This window comes from Bradyrhizobium sp. AUGA SZCCT0105, from assembly GCF_018129565.1.
Lineage (GTDB): Bacteria > Pseudomonadota > Alphaproteobacteria > Rhizobiales > Xanthobacteraceae > Bradyrhizobium.
In genome coordinates, this window is sequence record NZ_JAFCMK010000001.1 from 693,817 (window position 1) to 713,859 (window position 20,043).

A 20,043-nucleotide genomic window follows, 5' to 3' on the forward strand; every position below is an offset into this window, starting at 1 on the left:
CCGTCGATCCAAAGCGCACCTCCCGCAGAAATGAGCACAGGTGTGGCCGCTCGGCACCATGCTGCACCGGCAGCGCCAGATCGGCTCCAGCGCAGTGCCGTCGGCCTAGAGTCCCGCAGCCCGGTACTCGCCCGGCGTCAGGCCCTCGGATGCGCTGAAGGTCCGGTAGAAAGTGGCGAGGCTGCCAAACCCGCAGGCGAGGGCGATATCGGCGATCGGCCGCGGCGGCTTTTCACAAAGCAGCCTGCGGCTCTCGCTCAAGCGCTGGGCCGTGACGGTTTGTGAGAAGCTCGCCCCGGTCGCTTCAAACAAAACGTGCAGGTAACGGACCGAGACGCCGAGTATGTCGGCGACCATCCCTGGCGACAGCGCCGGCTTCGCGAGATGGCGCGTGATCAGGCGGCGCGCCAGGCTGAGTCGGCCGACGCGCAGCGCCTGCTGGGCGCGGCGGCTGCCCGGCCTGATCGCGCCGCGCTCGATCAACGCGAGGTCCGCCACGATCTTGACCAGCGCAGCAATGCTCGCGGTGTCACCGGCCTCGGTGGCCTCCTTGAAATCGGCAAGGCAGGCTTCGAGCAACGGCGCCCAGCCGCGATTGCTTGCCGTCGGTGAATTCCGACGCGCAAGCGCGGGAGTTTGATCGACGCATAGCTCTCCGGCATCGGGGGCAAGAGCGCGAGCCGCGCCGGTGGATGGCGTTTCCGGGCTGTGATCCATTTGCTTGCTGCGCATCATGCATGACCTCTCGCTCTGCTTCAGAGCGCGCGTCGCCGGTAGGGAAATTGGCTGTGCCGCGTCCGGGCGAAGCGCCAGCGCGGTTCTGACGAAATCGCCGGAAATTATCGTCTCAATGCGCGCAGGCAGATCACTTCGGTTCGGCCGACGCGCGCCACGATCGGCCGGGTCGTCGGCTTGTCCCATGTCAGCCATTCGAGACGTCTCCAAAGGTCTTGCGATGCAATATCGTATATTTCACATAGTCATGTAAAATATGAAATAGCTAACAAGCGGCAAAACTTATCCACGGCCCGGCGAAATGGTCCGGCCGGTCGCTTGTGGTTGACAGTCGGGAGGGTTTGCTGATGGGCGACGGCCGTGCGCGGGCCGTCGTTGCGGACTACTTCCGCTTCGGCATCACGGCGCAGCCGTAGAGCACCATCGCGCACATCTGGCGGTAGCGGGCCGAGAAGTCGCCACGGGCGATCGGCGGCAGCGCCTGGTTGACGGCCCGTGCGCCGTCCGCAAGGGCCTGCGCGATCTGCGCCGGTTTGAACGCGCCGTTCAGCTTCAGCAGCCGTGCGGCCTGCAAGTCGATCACCAGTCCTTCCAGATCGGCCTGGAATGAGACGGCGGATTTGATCATCAGATCGCGGCAGCGCTTGAAGGCCTCGGCATTGAGCTCGACGGTGTGCGGCGAATGGGTGAGGCGGCGCCGCGTCTCGCCGTAGCGGACGTCGAGAATCGTCGCGAAAATATCCAGCGCGCCGCCGCCCTTCGCCCGCACGGACCGGCCGGCCTCCAGCGCGAGCGCCACGTCCTCGACGTGGCGCCAGGCGATCACGGCGCGAAACGCCTCTTCCTTGTTGCTGAAGTAGTAATACAGCGCGCGCTGCGTGAAGCCGCAGACCTTGGCCAGCCCGACCATCGACAACCCGCCATAGCCGTAGTCGAGAAAAGCCTGATTGACCTGCGCCAGCAGGTCGGGTCCAGGCTTGATCATCTTCTTCGACATCAGGATTCCAGGGACGACGAGGACGGCGCGTGACGCCGGGAATCCCGATTACGGGCATCAAGGCGCTTTAGCAACCCGCAACTGCCCGGTGTCCCGGCCGGTCTGGATCGAGGGTTTAGGCCGTGCCCGGTAATCGCCCGGGGTCATCGATTCGGACGCGTTGAAGAGGCGGTAGAACGTCGCGAGGCTCTCGAAGCCGCAGGCGAACGCGACCTCGGCGATCGTCTGCCCGGACTGCTCGCGGAGCAGGCGGCGGCTCTGCGCGAGCCGAAGTGCGGTGACCGTCTCCGAGAAAGTCTTCTCAGTTTCCTCGAACAGGATGTGCAGGTGACGGACCGAGATGCCGAGCAGGCCGGCGATCAGGCTTGGCGTCAGCGCCGCATTCGCGAGATGTCGCCGGATCAGGCGGCAGGCCAGCGACAGATGGGCGCTTCGCAGGGCCTGCTGCGCGAGCCGGCTCTTCGGCCGCATGATGCCGCGCTCGATCAGCGCGATATGGGCGAGTGCCTGCAGCATCGGGGCCGTATCCGCCGCGGTGGCGTCATGGCCTTCGATGAGGTCGCGGAAGCAGGATTCCAGCAGCGGCTGCAGCGCGGTCTCATCCTGCACGGGCCTTGGGACCAGTTCGCCGAGTTCGGCGCCCGCCGGGACGACGTTCGTCACCGGAATCTTGATGATGCGCAAATGGAAGCCGTCATCGTGCAGCGGGGCGGTGCGATAGGGCAGGTCCGAATAGCTGGTCGCGAACATGCCGTCGCGCACCGCGAATTCATCGAGCCGCGCGCCGCCGAACCAGCCGCCACCGCCGAGCTGCTGGTAGATACACAGGCTGTCGCTGCGCGCGTCCGCGATGTCGCCGGCGCGCCGCTCGACGCGGTAGGGCGAGGCACGCAGCTCGACCAGCCCGGCATCGCCGAGCTGGCGCAGCGAGAACTCGCCGAAGAAGTCGCGGCGGCGCTCGGGTTCGAGTTCCGCGGTGACGCCGAACAACCCCTTGGCGCGCACCTCGCGCCAATAGTCGAAGCGATCGCGGGGATCGACCTGTTCAGTGGACCATGTGTACACGGGAATGCCCCTGGAGTGCCCTTGGGACGTGCGGAGAGCTCGCGCCGGATGGAAGCCGGAATCTAACACGCGGCCCGTAAAAAGAAACTTGACCGAAGGCGGACGGGACGCCCCATGGTAGCCAAGAGGGCGCCAAGGGGTGGTCGCGGCGGCCGTCCGGCGTCGGCCTTGAACCGGCCAAACGGCTGATCCGACTATTAGGCGGCGGTCGCACGAGCGGCGCACTTGTCGTGCAGGCGGGAATTGGGATGAAGAGCTGGCTTTCGAGACTTTCAGCGGCCCTGTTGGCGGTCGCATGTGTTGCGTCGGCGGCGCCCGCCCAGGCTGAAAAGCGCGTGGCGCTGGTGATCGGCAACAATGATTACAGGAACGTGCCCAAGCTGCAGAAAGCGGTCAACGACGCCCGCACCATGGGCGACACCCTGAAGCAGCTCGGTTTCAACGTCATGGTGGCCGAGAATTTGAACCGGCAGGCCTTCTCCGAGACGCTGCTCGCCTTCGACCGCGCCGTGGAACCCGGCGACACCGCATTCTTCTTCTATGCCGGCCACGGCTTCGAGATCGCAGGCCAGAATTTCCTGCTGCCGACCGACGTGCCATCCGCCACCGAAGGGCAGGAAGAGCTGGTGCGCGACGCTTCGGTTCTCGCCGACCGCATCATCGAGCGATTGCAGAACAAGAAGGCGCGGACCTCGATCCTGGTGTTCGACGCCTGCCGCAACAATCCGTTCGAGCGCGCCGGGACGCGCGCGGTTGCCGGCGGCGGTGGCCTCGCGCCGATGACGCAGCTGCCCGAAGGCGTGTTCTCGGTGTTTTCGGCGGGGCCGCGCCAGACCGCGCTCGACCGTCTCTCGAACGACGACGCCAATCCCAATTCGGTGTTCACGCGAACCTTTGCCAGGGAGCTGCTGCAGCCCGGTGAAAACCTGGTGCAGGTCGCCCAGCGTACACGGCGTCTGGTCAGCGAGATGGCCGAGACCGTGAAGCACAAGCAGATCCCGGTCTATTTCGACCAGATGGTCGACGACGTCTTCCTGAACGGGATCGCCAAGGGGCAGGCGGAGGCGGCCAAGCCGTCCGCTCCGCCGCAGCAGGTGGCCGCGCTGCCGCCGGTCTCGGTGCCGAAGCTGCCGAAGGAGGATTCCATCAACGCGCCGATCGCGAGCTTCTCGCGGCACAATGGCGGCTGGACCGTCGTGTTCTCGATCGCCGATCCGACGCTCGGCATCTCCTGGCGGATCGGCGATAGCGGCGATTTCCGCGAAACCGGCTTCATGGACACGCTCGATCCGCGCACGCGCAAGCGAATGCCCAATCCATCGATCGAGCTGCCGGCCGATGCGCCGGCGGCGACGATCGAGCTTCGCTACGTCGATACGCAGGGCGAGATGCAGGGGCCATTTCCGATCAAGTTCGATCCCGACGCCGCGCTGATCCGCGACCAGCGCAAGATCCTCGACATGACCGCGACGAGCTGGCTGTCGTTCCGCGAGTTCAACGGGCTGCTCGTCTACTACACGCATCTGATGTCCTATCGCTGTGCGATCCGCGAGGTGCGGATCGGCATCGACACCGCGGTGCCGGACAAGGTGTTGAAGATGCCGGCCTGCAATTCGCGCGACCCGAGCGCAATCCCGTCCGACGCGCAGCCCTATCTGAAGCTCGCGCCGCAGACCAAATCGGTTTCGGTGGAGCTGACCTACCGCGACGGCAGCGTGTCGGAAATCAAGACGTTCAGGCGATAGCCTTGCATCCTTGTCGTTCGATCCGCGTTACAGTCGGCGAGGCAGCGATAAGGACGGCATCATGGACGCAGGCAATCCGGCAACGCCGAAGGCGCGTCAGATGAAGGTGCGCTGCTGCGTGGTCGGCGGCGGGCCGGCCGGCATGATGCTCGGCTATCTGCTCGGACGCGCCGGGATCGACGTCGTGGTGTTGGAGAAGCACGCCGATTTCTTCCGCGACTTCCGCGGCGACACCGTGCATCCGTCGACCCTGCAGGTGATGGACGAGCTCGGTCTGATCGACGGCTTCCTGAAGCTGCCGCACCAGGACATCCAGAAGCTCGACGGCATGTTCGGCGGCACCTCGGTGCGGATCGCCGACCTCAGCCGCCTCAGCGTCAAATATCCCTTCATCGCGATGATGCCGCAGTGGGACTTCCTCAATTTCCTGCGCGAGAGCGGCAAGCGTTTCCCTTCGCTCAAGGTGCTGATCAGCGCCGAGGCGACCGACCTGATCCGGCGCGGCGACGCAGTTGCGGGCGTCCATGTGAACACGCCTGATGGCCCGATCGAGATCGAGGCGGATCTCACCATCGGCTGCGACGGCCGCCATTCGATCGTGCGCGAGCGCGCCGGCCTCGACGTCGAGGAGATCGGCGCGCCGATGGACGTGCTGTGGTTTCGCGTCGGGCGGCGCCGGGACGAGACCGAGAATTTGTTCGCCCGCATCGACCACGGCAAGATGATGGTGACGTTCGATCGCGGCGACTATTGGCAATGCGCCTATGTGATCGCCAAGGGACAATATGAAGCCGTGAAGGCGAGGGGATTGCCGGCGCTGCTCGACGACGTGCTGCGGCTCGCGCCGATCCTCAAGGCCGGCATTGCCGACGTGAAGAGTTTCGACGACGTCAAGCTGCTCACGGTTGCGATCAATCGCTTGACCCGCTGGACCCGTCCCGGCCTGCTCTGTATCGGCGACGCCGCGCACGCGATGTCGCCGATCGGCGGCGTCGGCGTCAACCTCGCGGTGCAGGACGCGGTCGCGACCGCCAACATCCTGGCGGCCAAGCTCGCGCAAGGCTGTCCGCCGGAGGACGAGCTCGACGCCGTGCGGCGTCGCCGCGAATTCCCGGTCCGGGTGACCCAACGCATGCAGGTGATTGGGCAGAACAACCTCATCAGCGCTGCGCTGAAGGGTGGCGATCAACCGGTGACGTTCGCGTTGCGGTTGATCACCGCGATGCCCTGGCTGCAAGGGCTGACGGCGCGTCTTGTCGCGATCGGGGTGCGGCCGGAGCACGTCCATTCGCCGGCGGCGCGCTGACGGGCGTTGCGCGCAGGGAAGGAATTTATCAAGGATAACAGCTCCTTAAACGAGTCATTAGAAGTTGCGTGATTGCCACAGACCGACATGATTCGAACCCGGCGCACATGGATTCGGCGCGACCAGTTCCCACGGTTTGCTTTTGGTAAGGGTCTCTCTGGGAAAGCTCGTCCCCATCAGGCAATCTGGGGATGCCGCCATGTCTCATACCAAATTCATTGCCGCGCTGACCGTGACTACGGCGCTCGGCGTCGGTGCTGCGTCGGCCGCCGACCTTGCAGCCCGTCCGTACACCAAGGCGCCGGCCTATGTGGAAACGGTCTACAACTGGTCCGGCTTCTACCTCGGTGGCCATCTCGGCGGCGCCTGGACCAACGAGCAGTGGGTCAACAGCGCAAACACGACGGCGTTCGGCGATCTCGCGCCCGGCCAGGGCTTTCGGCAGCGCGGCTCGGGCTTCATGGGTGGCGGTCAGATCGGCTACAACTGGCAGGCCAACAACTTCGTGTTCGGCGTCGAGGGCACGATCTCCGGGCTCGACAATTCCGGCCGCGTCACCAACACGGTGTTCGGCGTCGGCCGCGACGATCAATTCAGCTGGCGCTCGAACGTCATGGCAACGATCGTCGGTCGTGCCGGCTACGCGATCCAGAACAACCTGCTCTATTTCAAGGGCGGCTATGCCGGCGTGAACAACCGCCTGTCCGTCGTCGACAACCTTCCGCCGGCAACGGGCTCCGGCAGCCAGACCCATTGGGCCAGCGGCTGGACGGTCGGCGCCGGCTGGGAATACGGCATCACCCGCAACTGGACCATCGGCGTCGAATACAATTACGCGGCCTTCGAGCGCCAGACCTATCAGCTCGCCGGCACCGCGGCGGGCACCTACACGTTCGATGCCAAGCCGCGTGACATCCAGTGGGCGGTGGTGCGCGTGAATTACAAGTTCGACGCGCCGGCCATCGCGCGCTACTGAACGACACTGAGGCGAACAGGATGCAGGAGCCCCGGCGAACGCCGGGGCTCTCGTGTTTCATGGATCCTGTGTTTTCAGGCCATCACCGAATAGCCGCCGTCGACGGGGATCGCGGTGCCGGTGACGAAGTCCGACGCCGGCGAGGACAGGAACACGGCGATGCCCGCGAAGTCGTCGATGGCTCCCCAGCGGGCCGCCGGCGTGCGTGCGAGCACGCGCTCGTGCAGCCCGGCGACCTGCTGGCGCGCGCCCTTCGTCAGATCGGTGTCGATCCAGCCGGGCAGGATGGCGTTGACCTGGATGTTGTCGGGCGCCCAGGCGTTGGCGCAGGCGCGGGTGTACTGCACGATGCCGCCCTTGCTTGCGGCATAGGCCGCAGCGAAGCTCGCGCCGAAAATCGACATCATCGAGCCGATGTTGATGATCTTGCCGTGGCCCGAGGCCTTGAGCGCCGGATAGGCCGCCTTCGAGCACAGGAAGGCGCTGGTGAGGTTGGTGTCGATCACCTTGCTCCACTCGTCGAGCTCGAGCTCGTGCGGCGGCTTGCGGATGCTCATGCCGGCGTTGTTGACGAGGATGTCGATCCGGCCGAGCTCGCCGATGACCCGATCGACCATGGCCGCGACGGCGGCCTTGTCGGTCACGTCGGTTGCCACCGCGATCGCCTTGATACCACGCTTGCCGAGGTCCTCGACGGCAGCCTTCGATTTCGCCTCGTTGCGGCCGACCACGGCAACCGCCGCGCCGGCATCCGCCAGGCCGCGCGCCATGCCAAGCCCGATGCCGCCATTGCCGCCGGTGACGATCGCGACCCGGCCCGAGAGATCAAACTGTCCGTTTCTCATTGTTGTTGTCCGCTGTGGTTTGAATCCGGTCGCGAGAGTGCCCGATCGCCACAGCGCTGACCAGATCGGGCGCGGCCGGTCGGCCCTGCGCCAGGAGGCGTGCGCGCGAGATCGTTCTCGACAGCGCTCAGGCAACAAAAAAGCCCCGGACAATGCCGGGGCTTTTCGTCTGCTGGATCAGCAGGGAGTATTCAGCTCAGTACTTGGCAACAACCGGACCGGTCCAGTTGAAGCGGTAGACCAGCGAGGTGCTGATGGTCTGGACGAACGGCTTGAAGGTGATGTCGCGGCCGTTCGAGATGTTGGTGACGTCGGCGAGTTCCGAGATGTTCCGGTTGTCGTAATAGGCAGCGCGGTACTCGGTCTTCATGAACCAGCCCGGCGCGGTGATGCCGAAGATGTTCAGGTTGTTCTCGACGCCGCCGCCGACGAACCAGCCGCTGCGATCGAAGCCGTTGGTGTGCAGGCCGGACGGGAGAGCGGTCGCGGTGTTGAACAGCGTGGTGCCCTTCCAGTGCGAGCTGGAGTAACCGGCGTTGACGTAGGACAGAACGTTCGGAGCGACCAGATAACCGAGGCGCGCACCGGCGGCCCAGCTGTAGTCGTTCTTGATGTTGCCGGCGATGAACGGACCCTGATCCTGGATCGTGCCCTTCAGGCTGCCGAACTGACCGTCGGCGAACACACCGAGGACCCAGCTGTTGGCGGTCTGCCAGTCGTAACCCGCACCGACGGTGCCGAACCAGCCATCGCCGCCCTGGCGCTGGTTGAAGCCGAGGATTGGCGCGCCCGTGACGGTCGACTGGACACCGGTGTCAGCGTCCCAGACGCCGCCGCCGCCGCCGCCGAAGATGTAGAAGCCGGTCCAGCTCGGCGCCACTGCGATCGGGGCCGGAGCCTTGGTGTAGGGGCGGGCGGCCAGATCGGCAGCCGACGCGGAACCCGTCATCGCAGCAACCGCGGTCAGAGCGAGCAAAATCTTCTTCATATCCAAATCCTCGACTTTAGCGTTCGATCGGGTCGCTGACGGGGGCGCGATGGCACCGATTCCCGAAACTCATGTCGGGACTATACGTAGTTCCGCCGGAAATGCTGTTGCGGGTGAGACACAACCGCCCGAAAACGAAACCGCAGACGCTCTCCGAATACGCGAATGAAAACGGCCGCCCCGATCGAGGGGCGGCCGGAAAATCATTTCAAATCAGCCGGTTGAGGCCTAAACGTCGAGCAGATCGTCGCTTGCGAATTCGGCCTTGTCGGAGATGAAGGCAAAGCGGGCTTCCGCCTTGGTGCCCATCAGCCGCTCGACCGAGTCGGCGGTGCCCTCGCGATCGTCGGCGAGCAGCACCACGCGCAGCAGCGTGCGCTTGGCCGGATCCATCGTGGTCTCCTTCAGCTGCGCCGGCATCATCTCACCGAGGCCTTTGAAGCGATTCACCTCGACCTTGGCGTTGGCGTTGAATTCGCTCTTGAGCAACTCTTCCTTGTGGGCGTCGTCGCGGGCGTAAACCGACTTGGTGCCGTGCTTCAATTTGTAGAGCGGCGGCACCGCCAGATAGAGATGTCCCTCGTCGATCAGCCGTGGCATCTGCCGGTAGAAGAAGGTGATCAGGAGCGATGCGATGTGCGCGCCGTCGACGTCGGCGTCGGTCATGATGATGATGCGCTGATAGCGCAAATCCTCTTCGCGGTAGTGCGCGAGCGTGCCGCTGCCGATCGCCTGGACGAGATCGGAGAGCTGCGCGTTGGCGGTCAGCTTGTCCTTGCCGGCAGAGGCGACGTTGAGGATCTTGCCGCGCAGCGGCAGCACGGCCTGCGTCTTGCGATCGCGTGCCTGCTTGGCGCTGCCGCCGGCCGAGTCGCCTTCGACGATGAAAAGTTCAGAGCCTTCGGTGCCGGCATCGGAGCAATCCGCAAGCTTGCCGGGAAGACGCAGCTTTTTGCCGGCGGACTTGCGCGCGGTTTCCTTTTCCTGGCGGCGGCGCAGCCGTTCCTCGGCGCGATCGATCACGAAGTCGAGCAGCCGGTTGGCCTGGTTCGGATTGCCTGACAGCCAGTGGTCGAACGGGTCCTTCATCGCCTGTTCGACGATGCGCTGCGCTTCGGCGGTGGCGAGGCGATCTTTCGTTTGGCCCTGGAATTCAGGCTCGCGCACGAACACCGAGAGCATCACGGCCGCGCCCACCATCACGTCTTCCGAAGTGATGGAGGCCGCGCGCTTGCCCTGACCGGCGCGCTCGGCGTGGTCCTTCAGGCCGCGCAGCAATGCGCTGCGCAGACCCGATTCATGCGTGCCGCCATCGGGCGTCGGCACCGTGTTGGTGTAGGACGACAGGAAGCCGTCGGCGTCGGCCGTCCAGGCCACCGCCCATTCGCAGGCGCCATGCGCGCCGCTGCGGCCGGATTTGCCGGAGAAGATATCCTGATGCACCAGCGTGTCGGCATGGATCGCCGCGGCCAGATAATCCTTCAGGCCGCCGGGGAAGTGGAACTTGGCTTCCGCCGGGACGTCCTCAACGCCCTTCAACAACTCCTGATCGCAATGCCAGCGAATCTCGACACCGCCGAACAGGTACGCCTTCGAGCGCGTCATCTTGAATAGACGCTGCGGCTTGAAGGCCGCCTTGGCGCCGAAAATGTCGGTATCCGGCTTGAAGCGGATCCGCGTGCCGCGGCGGTTGTTGACCTTGCCGAGGTCTTCGAGCTTGCCCTTGGGATGGCCGCGCTCGAAGGTCATGCGGTGCAACTGCCCGCTGCGCGCGACCTCGACCTCGAGCCGTGACGAGAGGGCGTTGACCACGGAGACGCCGACGCCGTGCAGGCCGCCCGAGGTCTCGTAGACCTTGGAGTCGAACTTGCCGCCCGAATGCAGCGTGCACATGATGACTTCGAGCGCGGACTTCTTCGGGAATTTCGGATGCGGATCGACCGGGATGCCGCGGCCATTGTCGGTCACGGTCAGGAAGCCGTCGGTGGTCAACTCCACGTCGATGAAGGTGGCGTGGCCGGCGAGGGCCTCGTCCATGCAGTTGTCGATCACCTCGGCGAACAGATGGTGTAGCGCCTTCTCGTCGGTGCCGCCGATATACATGCCGGGCCGCCGGCGGACCGGTTCCAGCCCTTCCAGCACCTCGATATCGGCCGCCGTATAGCCGGCTTCGGCACTTCCCGTGGGCCGGGAAGCAGCCTTCGCCGGGGCGCGTCCCTTCGGCTCCGGGGCTCCGAACAGATCGTCGGCAGATTTACTTTTGGCGTTTGATTTCAGCGGTTTGGACATGGCTCTTCAAGTAGTGCGCCGGCTTGGGCGCAGCGAATCGGTTGCTCTGACTATGCCACGGATGGGCTGCCAAATGGGGGCGGCCGCGCCGTTAGGGCCCGGCCGCCTGTGTAGATAGGAGCCTGCGATTACGCCCGCGAGGTGCGGAATACAACGACCGTGAACAGGGCCATGGCGGCGACCACCATCAGCGATCCCACGATCGGCGCTGCCTCGAACGCGGGACCCTTCAGCAACACCGCGGCCACGCCGGCCGGAAACAGGATGCCGCCGACGATATGCAGCCAGCCCTGGATCCTGGCGAGCAACATGGTTCCTGCCGCCGGCACCAGCCGGTAGTACAGGCCGAACAGGAACAGCAGCACGCCGCCGACGAGATTGAGATGCGCATGCGCCGGCCCCAACGTGAAGTCGTGCTGGATACCCATGGCGATGCCCGCGAGCATTCCGAACAACAAGACGAGAACGCCGACGCACATCATCAGTGACCCGATCATCCAGTGATTCCTTTTTCTTATGAGGGAGGGGCCAGCCAACCCGGACCGCAGGGGCCTTACCGGAAATCACGTTTGATCCCCGCCTTTGTGACTTGATGTCACGCAATGGGCTGGCTTACCTGTTCTTAGGCTGTGTGCCGCTACAAAGGTTCATTCAGTTTTCAACGCAGCGGAGGGCACTCGACGAGATGGAAGACTTTGCGCGGGCCTTGGCCGAATTCGTCCGCCACCACCAGGCCTGGGCCGCTCCGATCGTCATGCTGCTGGCGTTCGCTGAATCGCTCGCCTTCATCTCGTTGCTGGTGCCCGCCTGGGGTGCGCTGGTCGCGATCGGCGCCCTGATCGGCGTCAGCGGGATCAGTTTCTGGCCGATCTGGATCGCGGGCGGCATCGGCGCCGCACTCGGCGACTGGGTCTCCTACTGGTTCGGCTATCGCTACAAGGAGCAGGTCGCGCAGATGTGGCCGCTGTCGCGCTACCCCGAGATCCTGCCGCGCGGCGAGGCCTTCGTGAAGACCTGGGGCGTGCCCAGCATCTTCATCGGGCGCTTCTTCGGCCCGCTGCGCGCCTCGGTGCCGCTTGCCGCCGGCATTTTCGAGATGTCGTACTGGCAATTCCAGATCGCCAATTTCGTCTCCGCGCTGGTCTGGTCGGCGGCGCTGCTGTTGTTTGGCGACGTCATCGGCCAGGTCGTCGAGTGGATGTGGCGGGCGGTGTAACGACGTCAGGAATATCGCGACGATGCAGGGGTTAGGCGGAAGAACAATTGCTTGCACAGCCGTCTTCACGCGACTGTCAAAACGCTGAGCAAAAACTCGCCGCAGCGGACGCGGCTCGGCCGGGCGCATCATTGCTTCACTGGGAGGACATCAGATGGAATTGACACGACGTCGCGCTCTCGCAGGTGCTGCCGGCATCGCAGCCGCGCCGTTGCTGCCTGCCGTTCCCGCGGCCGCCGCAGCGCCCGCCGCCGACAGGCAGGCGCCGGGCTTCTATCGCTACAAGGTCGGCGACATCCTCGTCACCGCGGTGTCGGACGGCAAGAACGTCTTCAAGCTGGAAGATTCCTTCATCCCGAATGCGAAGCGGGACGATGTCAACGCGGCGCTGGAGAAGGCCTTCATGCCACGCGACATGGTGTCGATCTGGTACGCGCCGCTCGTGCTCAACACCGGCGGCAAGCTGGTCGTGATCGACACCGGCAATGGCGCGCTGGCGAAAGCCAGCACAAAGGGTGCCAGTGGCCAGTTCGCCGACAATTTCGCCGCGGCCGGCTTCGATCCGAAGAATGTCGACATGGTCGTGATCTCGCATTTCCATGCCGACCACGTGAACGGCCTGCTGACGGCGGAGGGCACGCCGGCGTTCCCGAATGCCGAAGTGCTGGTGCCGGCGACCGAATGGAAGTTCTGGATGGATGACGGCGAGATGAGCCGGGCGCCCGCCGGCCGCATGCAGGGCCTGTTCAAGAACAACCGTAATATCTTCGAGGCCGGCCTGAAGAAGAAGGTCACGCCCTACGAGTGGGGCAAGGAGATCGCGCCGGGCCTGACCTCGGTCGAGACCGTCGGCCACACGCCGGGCCACACCTCCTACGTGCTGGCTTCGGGGGCGGACAAGGTCTTCATCCAGTCCGACGTCACCAACAATCCGAACCTGTTCGCGGCCAATCCCGGCTGGCATGCGTTCTTCGACCAGGACGGCGACGTCGCGGAGAAGACCCGCCGCCGGATCTACGACATGGTGGTCGCGGAACGGCTCCAGGTGCAGGGCTATCATTACCCGTTCCCGGGCCTCGGCAATGTGGTCAAGGACGGCAATGGCTACCGCGTCGTGCCGGCGCCGTGGAATCCGGCGATCTGAACGGTTTTCCTTGACGCAAAACGGGCGCGGCCTTATAGCCGCGCCCATGATCAACGCCGCGACCATCATCATCGCCCGCCGCCGCCGCATTATCGCGGTATGGGCGGTCGCTCGCGTTTAAGACCATCGCCTCTGCCGCCGGATCCGATCCCGCGGCGCTCTCCTGAAAAAGACACGCGGTTCGATCTGGCGGCTCCTTCGTCATGCAGGAGCTTCGATCATGTATACGCCACCGCCTTTCAAGCCTGACCGCGCCGCGAGCCTTGCGTTCGCGGAAGCGCGCGGTTTCGGCATCGTCTGCGCGTGCGATGGCGGCAAGCCGATCGCCTCTGCGCTGCCGTTCTATTTGACCTACGCCGCCGACGGTACGCCGCGGGCGCTGTTTCATGTTGCCCGTCACAATCCGCTGGTAAAGCTGGCGAACGGGAGCCCGTGGCTGCTGGCCGTCACGGGCGCGGATGCCTATGTGTCGCCGGACTGGTATGTGTCGCCCGATCAGGTGCCGACCTGGCTCTATCAGGCCGTTCATCTGACCGGGCCGGTGCGGACCCTGTCGGACGAGGAACTTGCCGTTCAGATCGACGTGCTGAGCGCCAAGTTCGAGGACCGGCTGCTGCCGAAAAAGCCGTGGGTGTCGGGCAAGATGACCGCCGCGCGGCTGGAAGCCATGAAGAAGGCCATCGTGGGCCTCGAGATGATGGTGGAAGAGGTGGAGGGCAGCTTCAAGCTGAACCAGCACAAGTCTGAAACCGATTTCGCGGCGGTCGGTAACACGCTCGCATTGCAGGCCGAAGCCGGTGCCCGGGACATCGCGGCTTTGATGCGCGAAGTGCGCCCGCAGGCTTTCGCGATGGTACAGGCCGAGATGACTGCGCTTCCGAGGAGCGAGTAATGATGAAGAAGAAAATCGGAATTTTGGGCGCGTCCGGCTACACCGGCGCCGACGCGGTGCGCCTGTTGGCGCGGCACCCGAATGCCGAAATCACCGCGCTTACCGCCAACACCCATGCCGGCAAGGCGATGAGCGAGGTGTTTCCTCACTTCTTCATGCTCGACCTGCCAAAACTCGTGGAATGGGAAAAAGTCGACTGGACGCGGCTCGATGCCGCGTTCTGCGGACTGCCGCATGGGACGACGCAAGAGATCATCGCCGCGGTGCTGAAAGCCAATCCCAGAATCAAGATCCTCGATATGTCCGCGGATTTCCGGCTGCGCAACAAAGACAGCTACGCGCAATGGTACGGCCATGAGCACCGGGCGCTCGAATTGCAGGACGAGGCCGTCTATGGGCTGACCGAACTCTACCGGGAGAAGGTCACGGCCGCGCGGCTGGTGGCCTGTCCCGGCTGCTATCCGACGGCGGTGCTGCTGGCGCTTGTTCCGCTGGCGAAGGCAAAGCTGATTGACGTCGACGAGATCATCATCGACGCAAAGTCGGGCGTCACCGGCGCCGGACGCGGACTGAAGCAGAACACGCTGTTCAGCGAGGCCGGCGAAGGTTTGTCGCCCTATTCGATCGGAAGCCATCGACACTCGGCGGAGATCGAGCAGGAGATCGGCGCAGCCGCTGGCTCGGCTGTGACAGTGAACTTCACCCCGCATCTCATTCCGATGGCGCGCGGTGAGTTCTGCACATCTTATGTCAAGCTCAACGGGGCTACGCCCGACGATTTGCGCGCCGAGCTGGAAAAGGCCTACGCCAACGAGCCGTTCGTATATGTGACGAAGAAGGGCGTGCTGCCACAGACGCAGAACGTGCGCGGTTCGAATTACGTTCAGATCGGCGTCGTCGCCGACCGGATCAAGAACCGCGCCATCGTGCTCTCGACGCTCGATAATCTTGTGAAGGGGTCGGCCGGACAGGCGATCCAGAATATGAACCTGATGTTCGGCTTGCCCGAAACCACCGGGCTGGAGCAGATCGCGCTGTTTCCGTGAGCGGGGGTTGTTGTCGTGGACGAGGATGCGCTCAATCTAGGGATAACAGCCCCGGATTGGCGGCGCAGGTGCGGCCAAACGTGTTAGCAAACGAAACGAACGAGCTCGAAAGGAGCATGCCATGACCGTCACCGATACCAACCAGCCGAAAACCAAGAGCGGTGCGACCAGGGCCACCGTGTTCGTCGACGGGGCGTCCGGCACCACCGGCCTCGGTATCCAGGAGCGGCTGCACGCGATCGGCGACGTCGCGGTGAAGCACATCGCGGACGACAAGCGGAAGGATGCAGGCGCCAAGCGTGCGCTGATGGAGGAGGTGGATCTCGTGATCCTCTGCCTGCCTGACGAGGCCGCCAAGGAGACGGTCGCGCTGATCGACACGATGGGCAATTCGGCGCCGAAGGTGCTCGATGCGTCGACCGCCTATCGCGTCGCGCCCGACTGGACCTACGGTTTCGCCGAGCTCGCGCCCGACCAGGCCGACAAGATCCGCAACGCGCAGAAGGTCTCCAATCCGGGCTGCTATCCGACCGGTGCGATCGCGCTGCTGCGGCCGATCGTCGATGCCGGCCTGCTGCCCGCGGATTATCCCGTCACCGTCAACGCGGTGAGCGGCTATTCGGGCGGCGGCAAGTCGATGATCGCGAGCTTCGAGGATGGCTCGGCGCCGGCCTTCGAGCTCTATGGCCTCGGCTTCGAGCACAAGCACGTGCCGGAGATGCAGCTTTACTCGCATCTGACGCGGCGGCCGATCTTCATCCCGTCGGTCGGCAACTACCGGCAGGGCATGCTGGTCTCGGTGCCGCTGCAGCTCGACACGTTGCCGGGCAAGCCGACCGGCGCCGACCTGCAGGCTGTTCTGGCGAAGTGGTATGCCGGCAGCAAACACGTCTCGGCGATGCCGCTGCAAAACGAAGCGGCGAAGGGCGGGCGGATCGAGCCGGAGGCACTCAACGAGACCAACCAGCTAGAGCTTTATGTGTTCGCCAGCGACAAGCACCGCCAGGCGGTGCTGGTTGCCCGGCTCGACAATCTGGGCAAGGGCGCCTCGGGTGCCGCGGTGCAGAACATGCGGCTGATGCTCGGACTGGCCGACAGCTGACGGCGAGGTTCGCATCGTGGATGACGCCACGCTGCAATTCTACCGGCGCAATGCCGAGGCCTATGCCGGGTGGGCGAAAGCGCCGTCCACCCGGCTGATCGGCTTTCTCAAGCTGCTGCCGCCGGGCGGCGCGATCCTCGAACTCGGCTGCGGTGCCGGCAATCATGCCGCCGTCATGCTTGCCGAAGGCTTCGTGCTGCGCGCGACCGACGGGTCCCCCGAGATGGCTGACGTCGCGGCGCGGCGCATCAACCATCCCGTCGAGGCGATGCTGTTCGATGAACTCGAGGACCTGGAGGCCTATGACGGCGTCTGGGCCAGCGCCTGCCTGCTGCACGTGCCGCGCGACGAATTGGCCGGCATCCTCAGTCGCATCCATCGCGCGCTGAAACCCGGCGGCATCTTCTACGCGAGCTACAAGATCGGCCATGGCGATGGCCGCGACAGCATCGGCCGCTACTACAATTATCCCGCGGCCGACTGGCTGGCGGCGACCTACGCCGCGTCGGGGGCGTGGGTCCAGGTCTCGTCCGACACCAGCGAGATCAAGAGTTTCGACGAGGCGCCCGCAACGATGCTGCATATCGTGGTGCGCAAGGGCGAGGAATAGCGCCGGCGCGGCCGTCACCGCCGCCGGCGCGAATGTGTTGCTCAGACGATCTTGAAGATCGCGAGCGCCAGCACCGCCTGGGCGATGAAACCGACGGTGAAGGCCAGGGTGCGGAACACCGGCAGGCCGAGCGTGTAGACGATCAGATGCGCGACGCGGGCCCAGAAATAGACGGCGCAGGCCAGCACGGTCCATTTGGTGGAATAGTCGGCCGCGTTGAGGATCAAGACCAGCGGCGCGAAGATCACGAGATTTTCGACCGCGTTGTCATGGGCGAACATCAGCCGGTTGGCCCATTCCGCGTGTGGCTTGTCGTTGCGCGTGGGATTGCCCATGGCGCCGGAGAGGCCGCGCACCTGGCAGCGGTTGATGATGTAGGGAATCCACAGCAGCCCGGTCAGGATCACCGTCAGCGACAGCCAGAACAGTTCGCGCGTCATCGTCTCCCCCTCACGTGAATTCGATTCCCGACGGTCGGGACCGTCTGTTTATAGCTGAGCGGAAGACTTGGCGCTACGCGCGGACGCGGACATAGCTGCCCGGAGCGTCCTCGAGCACCGACGCCCCGTTCGAGCCCACAATGCGCGCCGGCACCGTCTCTGGATCATGGCTTTCCAGCCAGCCGCGCCAGTCGGGCCACCACGATCCCTTGTGTTCCTCGGCGCCCTTAAGCCAGTCGGCGAGCTTGATGTCCTTGATGTTGTCGTTGGTCCAGTACTGGTACTTCTTCGAGGCCGGCGGATTGACCACGCCGGCGATGTGGCCTGAGCCGGACAGCACATATCTCACCGGGCCGCCGAAGAACTGCGAACCGTAGAGCACCGATTCCGCCGGCGCGATGTGATCCTCGCGCGCGGCGAGGTTGTAGACCGGCACCTTTACCTTCGACAGATCGAGCAGCGTGTTGTCGAGCACCATCGTGCCGGTCGACAGCCGGTTCTCCAGATAGCAGTTGCGCAGATAGTAGGAGTGGTTCGACGACGGCATCCTCGTCGCGTCCGAATTCCAGTGCAGCAGGTCGAACGAGGAGGGCGACTGGCCCTTCAGATAATTGTTCACGACATACGACCAGATCAGGTCGTTCGAGCGCAGCATGTTGAAGGCCATCGCCATCTTGCTGCCCTCGAGCACGCCGGATTCCTGCATGTCGCGTTCCAGCGCCGAGATCTGGTCCTCGTCGACGAACACCAGGAGGTCGCCGGCGTGGGTGAAGTCGACCTGCGCGGCAAAGAACGTCGCCGACGTCACGCGCTGGCGGCGCTTCTCGGCGAGATAGGCGAGCGTCGAGGCGAGCATGGTGCCGCCGACGCAATAGCCGGCGGTGTGCACCTTCATCTCGCCGGTGACCTTCTCGATCACGTCCATCGCCGTGAGCGGGCCTTCGGCCATGTAGTCGGCCCAGGTCTTCTTGCCGAGCTCCTTGTCCGGATTGACCCAGGAGATCACGAACACCGTGATGCCCTGGTCGACGCACCATTTGACGTAGGATTTCTCAGGCCGCAGATCGAGGATGTAGAACTTGTTGATCCATGGCGGCACGATCAGGAGCGGCGTGCGCAGCACGTTCTCCGTCGCCGGCGAATACTGGATCAGCTGCATCAGCTCGTTCTGGTAGATCACCTTGCCCGGCGTCGTCGCCATGTTGACGCCGACCTCGAGGTTGCTCGAATCGGACTGGCGGATCCGCAGCGTGCCGTGACCGGCCTCGATATCCTCGGCCAGCATCTTCATGCCGCGGACCAGATTGTCGCCATTGGTCTCGACCGTGGCGCGCAGCACTTCCGGATTGGTCAGCACGAAATTCGACGGCGCCAGCGCGTTGGTGATCTGCTGGACGTAGAATTCGGCCTTCTTGCGGGTGTGAGGATCGATTCCGTCGGCGTCGTGGACCAGCTGCTGCGCCCATTTCGCGGTCAGCAGATAAAGCTGGAGGATGAAGTCGAAGAACTGATTCGACTTCCATTCCGGATCCTGGAAGCGCTTGTCGCGCGGGGCCGGCGCGATTGCGGGTTTGGCATCGGCTTCGCCGGCCATGCGGCGCACGGCCGATCCCCAGAGATCGAGGTAATCCTTGCCGAGCTGCATCTGCAGCGAGGAGGCGCGCTCCTTGTCGGCCAGCCAGTATTCGGCGATCACGCTGAAGGTCTTGATGACCTCACCGAGCTCGTTCGGCGGCTTGTCGCGGACTTCCCCGGTCTGGCGCGGCTTGAGATAGGCTGCCAGCGCCTGGCCGCTGCTCTCCATCGCTCGCGCGATGTTCATGGCGAAGGCTTCGGCGTTGAATTTCGGGGCGGCTTGGGTGTCGGTACTGACGTTGCTCATCTGGGGGACACTATCGCGTCGTTTGGAGGGCGTCATCGCGCGGTGCGGTAGCGGAAATCAGTCAAAAGCCGATGTTTCGCTCTGTTGCGGTGCGATAAAAAAATCTTTGTTCCGTCATATTGAAGCCTCAGGGGTCGCTTTTGGTGTTCCCGCTTTAAGCGTTTCGGGCGACAATGGTTTGAAACCGCTAAAGCCAGGACTAATGCAGCGGGGACGCTGCAAGGCTCGTACCAGTGCGACCCGTGTCGGCAATGTGCGACGTGCGCGCTAGCTTGTTGGGGACAATTCGGCGCATGCCGATCGATCGAATGAACAGGGGGCTCGCGGCCGCAGCGCTGCTCGCGTCGATGCTGGCGCTGAGCGGGTGCTCGAGCACGATTGCCGATATGGCCATGCCGGCCGATGCGCCGGCGCGGCAAAAGGATGCCAACGGCTACCTCCCGGTGCACGATATTCCGCCCGACCGCGCCGATCCGACGATCAAGCCGGCGGATCAGGCCAAGATCGAGCAGGAGCTGGTTGCCGCGCGCGATCGTCAGGCCCAGGCACAGGCTGCGACGGCGGCCCAAAGCGGGAAGTGAACGCGCGAGATCGGCCGATCAGCGCTGGCGCCGCCCGGCGTCCGTGCTAAAAGAAACCCAATTCAACCGCAGATCCGGCCGCAGCCCCCCGATCGTGCGCCTGAATTCGCTCTAAGTCATTGATTCAGTGCGATTTCTGTAAGAGGCCGAGCCGGCTTCCGCAAGTCGACCAAGGGGGACGATT

At 64.5% G+C, this 20,043-nt stretch carries 19 protein-coding genes; 10 read left to right on the forward strand and 9 right to left on the reverse strand.

Features of this window, described 5'->3' with window-relative positions; all coding sequences use genetic code 11:
* Nucleotides 1–105: 105 nt before the first annotated feature.
* From JQ573_RS03200 to JQ573_RS03210, 3 genes are all read right to left on the reverse strand, one after another.
* Complete coding sequence (locus JQ573_RS03200) at nt 106–930, reverse strand: helix-turn-helix transcriptional regulator (protein ID WP_212317485.1); 825 nt, start codon at nt 928–930, stop codon at nt 106–108.
* A 187-nt stretch (nt 931–1,117) separates the two neighbouring features.
* A complete protein-coding gene (locus JQ573_RS03205; protein ID WP_212317483.1) occupies nt 1,118–1,732 on the reverse strand; it encodes a TetR/AcrR family transcriptional regulator in 615 nt (204 codons plus the stop codon).
* A gap of 57 nt (nt 1,733–1,789) precedes the next feature.
* On the reverse strand, nt 1,790–2,797 hold the full coding sequence (locus JQ573_RS03210; RefSeq protein WP_212317481.1) for a helix-turn-helix transcriptional regulator: 1,008 nt from the start codon (nt 2,795–2,797) through the stop codon (nt 1,790–1,792).
* A gap of 248 nt (nt 2,798–3,045) precedes the next feature.
* Between JQ573_RS03210 and JQ573_RS03215 the strand changes: the two genes are divergently transcribed.
* The 3 genes from JQ573_RS03215 to JQ573_RS03225 all read left to right on the forward strand — a co-directional run bounded on the left by JQ573_RS03215 (nt 3,046) and on the right by JQ573_RS03225 (nt 6,824).
* On the forward strand, nt 3,046–4,542 hold the full coding sequence (locus tag JQ573_RS03215) for a caspase family protein (RefSeq protein ID WP_212317479.1): 1,497 nt from the start codon (nt 3,046–3,048) through the stop codon (nt 4,540–4,542).
* Between the two features lie 61 nt (nt 4,543–4,603).
* Complete coding sequence (locus tag JQ573_RS03220) at nt 4,604–5,848, forward strand: FAD-dependent oxidoreductase (RefSeq protein ID WP_212317477.1); 1,245 nt, start codon at nt 4,604–4,606, stop codon at nt 5,846–5,848.
* Nucleotides 5,849–6,047: 199 nt separating this feature from the next.
* Nucleotides 6,048–6,824, forward strand: a complete 777-nt coding sequence (locus JQ573_RS03225) for an outer membrane protein (protein WP_212317475.1) — start codon at nt 6,048–6,050, stop codon at nt 6,822–6,824.
* Between the two features lie 74 nt (nt 6,825–6,898).
* Here JQ573_RS03225 and JQ573_RS03230 read toward each other — a convergent pair whose 3' ends face one another.
* The 4 genes from JQ573_RS03230 to JQ573_RS03245 all read right to left on the reverse strand — a co-directional run bounded on the left by JQ573_RS03230 (nt 6,899) and on the right by JQ573_RS03245 (nt 11,443).
* Nucleotides 6,899–7,669 carry an SDR family NAD(P)-dependent oxidoreductase gene (locus JQ573_RS03230; RefSeq protein ID WP_212317473.1) on the reverse strand — a complete coding sequence of 257 codons (771 nt, stop codon included), beginning with the start codon at nt 7,667–7,669 and terminating at the stop codon, nt 6,899–6,901.
* A 196-nt stretch (nt 7,670–7,865) separates the two neighbouring features.
* Nucleotides 7,866–8,657 (reverse strand): outer membrane protein, encoded by a 792-nt coding sequence (locus tag JQ573_RS03235; RefSeq protein WP_212317471.1) that lies wholly within the window; start codon nt 8,655–8,657, stop codon nt 7,866–7,868.
* A gap of 228 nt (nt 8,658–8,885) precedes the next feature.
* Nucleotides 8,886–10,946 (reverse strand): DNA topoisomerase IV subunit B, encoded by a 2,061-nt coding sequence (parE, locus tag JQ573_RS03240; RefSeq protein WP_212317469.1) that lies wholly within the window; start codon nt 10,944–10,946, stop codon nt 8,886–8,888.
* A gap of 128 nt (nt 10,947–11,074) precedes the next feature.
* Nucleotides 11,075–11,443, reverse strand: coding sequence for a hypothetical protein (locus JQ573_RS03245; RefSeq protein WP_092113833.1), 369 nt, complete (start codon nt 11,441–11,443; stop codon nt 11,075–11,077).
* A gap of 188 nt (nt 11,444–11,631) precedes the next feature.
* Here JQ573_RS03245 and JQ573_RS03250 point away from each other — a divergent pair, with 188 nt between their 5' ends.
* The 6 genes from JQ573_RS03250 (at nt 11,632) to JQ573_RS03275 (ending at nt 16,956) form a co-directional block, all read left to right on the forward strand.
* Entirely contained in the window at nt 11,632–12,162 is a 531-nt protein-coding gene (locus tag JQ573_RS03250) for a DedA family protein (protein ID WP_212317468.1), read from the forward strand.
* A gap of 154 nt (nt 12,163–12,316) precedes the next feature.
* Nucleotides 12,317–13,306 carry an MBL fold metallo-hydrolase gene (locus tag JQ573_RS03255; protein ID WP_212317467.1) on the forward strand — a complete coding sequence of 330 codons (990 nt, stop codon included), beginning with the start codon at nt 12,317–12,319 and terminating at the stop codon, nt 13,304–13,306.
* Between the two features lie 220 nt (nt 13,307–13,526).
* On the forward strand, nt 13,527–14,198 hold the full coding sequence (locus tag JQ573_RS03260) for an FMN-binding negative transcriptional regulator (protein WP_212317466.1): 672 nt from the start codon (nt 13,527–13,529) through the stop codon (nt 14,196–14,198).
* A complete protein-coding gene (gene argC / locus JQ573_RS03265; RefSeq protein WP_212317465.1) occupies nt 14,198–15,244 on the forward strand; it encodes an N-acetyl-gamma-glutamyl-phosphate reductase in 1,047 nt (348 codons plus the stop codon). The genes JQ573_RS03260 and argC (JQ573_RS03265) overlap by 1 nt, the downstream gene beginning before the upstream one ends.
* 121 nt (nt 15,245–15,365) lie before the next feature.
* On the forward strand, nt 15,366–16,346 hold the full coding sequence (argC, locus tag JQ573_RS03270; RefSeq protein WP_212317464.1) for an N-acetyl-gamma-glutamyl-phosphate reductase: 981 nt from the start codon (nt 15,366–15,368) through the stop codon (nt 16,344–16,346).
* Between the two features lie 16 nt (nt 16,347–16,362).
* Entirely contained in the window at nt 16,363–16,956 is a 594-nt protein-coding gene (locus JQ573_RS03275) for a bifunctional 2-polyprenyl-6-hydroxyphenol methylase/3-demethylubiquinol 3-O-methyltransferase UbiG (protein ID WP_212317463.1), read from the forward strand.
* A gap of 41 nt (nt 16,957–16,997) precedes the next feature.
* Here the strand turns inward: JQ573_RS03275 and JQ573_RS03280 are convergent, their stop codons facing one another.
* Both JQ573_RS03280 and JQ573_RS03285 read right to left on the reverse strand, forming a co-directional pair.
* Nucleotides 16,998–17,396, reverse strand: a complete 399-nt coding sequence (locus JQ573_RS03280) for an MAPEG family protein (protein ID WP_212317462.1) — start codon at nt 17,394–17,396, stop codon at nt 16,998–17,000.
* A gap of 73 nt (nt 17,397–17,469) precedes the next feature.
* Nucleotides 17,470–19,278: an alpha/beta hydrolase gene (locus tag JQ573_RS03285; RefSeq protein WP_212317461.1), complete on the reverse strand. Its 1,809-nt coding sequence runs from the start codon at nt 19,276–19,278 to the stop codon at nt 17,470–17,472.
* A gap of 293 nt (nt 19,279–19,571) precedes the next feature.
* Here JQ573_RS03285 and JQ573_RS03290 point away from each other — a divergent pair, with 293 nt between their 5' ends.
* Nucleotides 19,572–19,859, forward strand: coding sequence for a hypothetical protein (locus tag JQ573_RS03290; RefSeq protein WP_176535054.1), 288 nt, complete (start codon nt 19,572–19,574; stop codon nt 19,857–19,859).
* The last annotated feature ends 184 nt before the right edge of the window (nt 19,860–20,043 follow it).

What these genes read in the sequence shown, in the direction of transcription:
- JQ573_RS03280 (WP_212317462.1), bottom strand. Translation starts at nt 17,396, where the DNA reads ATGACGCGCGAACTGTTCTGGCTGTCGCTGACGGTGATCCTGACCGGG.
- argC (WP_212317464.1), top strand. Translation starts at nt 15,366, where the DNA reads ATGACCGTCACCGATACCAACCAGCCGAAAACCAAGAGCGGTGCGACC.
- JQ573_RS03260 (WP_212317466.1), top strand. Translation starts at nt 13,527, where the DNA reads ATGTATACGCCACCGCCTTTCAAGCCTGACCGCGCCGCGAGCCTTGCG.
- JQ573_RS03225 (WP_212317475.1), top strand. Translation starts at nt 6,048, where the DNA reads ATGTCTCATACCAAATTCATTGCCGCGCTGACCGTGACTACGGCGCTC.
- JQ573_RS03285 (WP_212317461.1), bottom strand. Translation starts at nt 19,278, where the DNA reads ATGAGCAACGTCAGTACCGACACCCAAGCCGCCCCGAAATTCAACGCC.
- JQ573_RS03235 (WP_212317471.1), bottom strand. Translation starts at nt 8,657, where the DNA reads ATGAAGAAGATTTTGCTCGCTCTGACCGCGGTTGCTGCGATGACGGGT.
- JQ573_RS03245 (WP_092113833.1), bottom strand. Translation starts at nt 11,443, where the DNA reads ATGATCGGGTCACTGATGATGTGCGTCGGCGTTCTCGTCTTGTTGTTC.
- JQ573_RS03290 (WP_176535054.1), top strand. Translation starts at nt 19,572, where the DNA reads ATGCCGATCGATCGAATGAACAGGGGGCTCGCGGCCGCAGCGCTGCTC.
- JQ573_RS03205 (WP_212317483.1), bottom strand. Translation starts at nt 1,732, where the DNA reads ATGTCGAAGAAGATGATCAAGCCTGGACCCGACCTGCTGGCGCAGGTC.
- JQ573_RS03220 (WP_212317477.1), top strand. Translation starts at nt 4,604, where the DNA reads ATGGACGCAGGCAATCCGGCAACGCCGAAGGCGCGTCAGATGAAGGTG.
- argC (WP_212317465.1), top strand. Translation starts at nt 14,198, where the DNA reads ATGATGAAGAAGAAAATCGGAATTTTGGGCGCGTCCGGCTACACCGGC.
- JQ573_RS03250 (WP_212317468.1), top strand. Translation starts at nt 11,632, where the DNA reads ATGGAAGACTTTGCGCGGGCCTTGGCCGAATTCGTCCGCCACCACCAG.
- parE (WP_212317469.1), bottom strand. Translation starts at nt 10,946, where the DNA reads ATGTCCAAACCGCTGAAATCAAACGCCAAAAGTAAATCTGCCGACGAT.
- JQ573_RS03230 (WP_212317473.1), bottom strand. Translation starts at nt 7,669, where the DNA reads ATGAGAAACGGACAGTTTGATCTCTCGGGCCGGGTCGCGATCGTCACC.
- JQ573_RS03200 (WP_212317485.1), bottom strand. Translation starts at nt 930, where the DNA reads ATGGCTGACATGGGACAAGCCGACGACCCGGCCGATCGTGGCGCGCGT.
- JQ573_RS03255 (WP_212317467.1), top strand. Translation starts at nt 12,317, where the DNA reads ATGGAATTGACACGACGTCGCGCTCTCGCAGGTGCTGCCGGCATCGCA.
- JQ573_RS03215 (WP_212317479.1), top strand. Translation starts at nt 3,046, where the DNA reads ATGAAGAGCTGGCTTTCGAGACTTTCAGCGGCCCTGTTGGCGGTCGCA.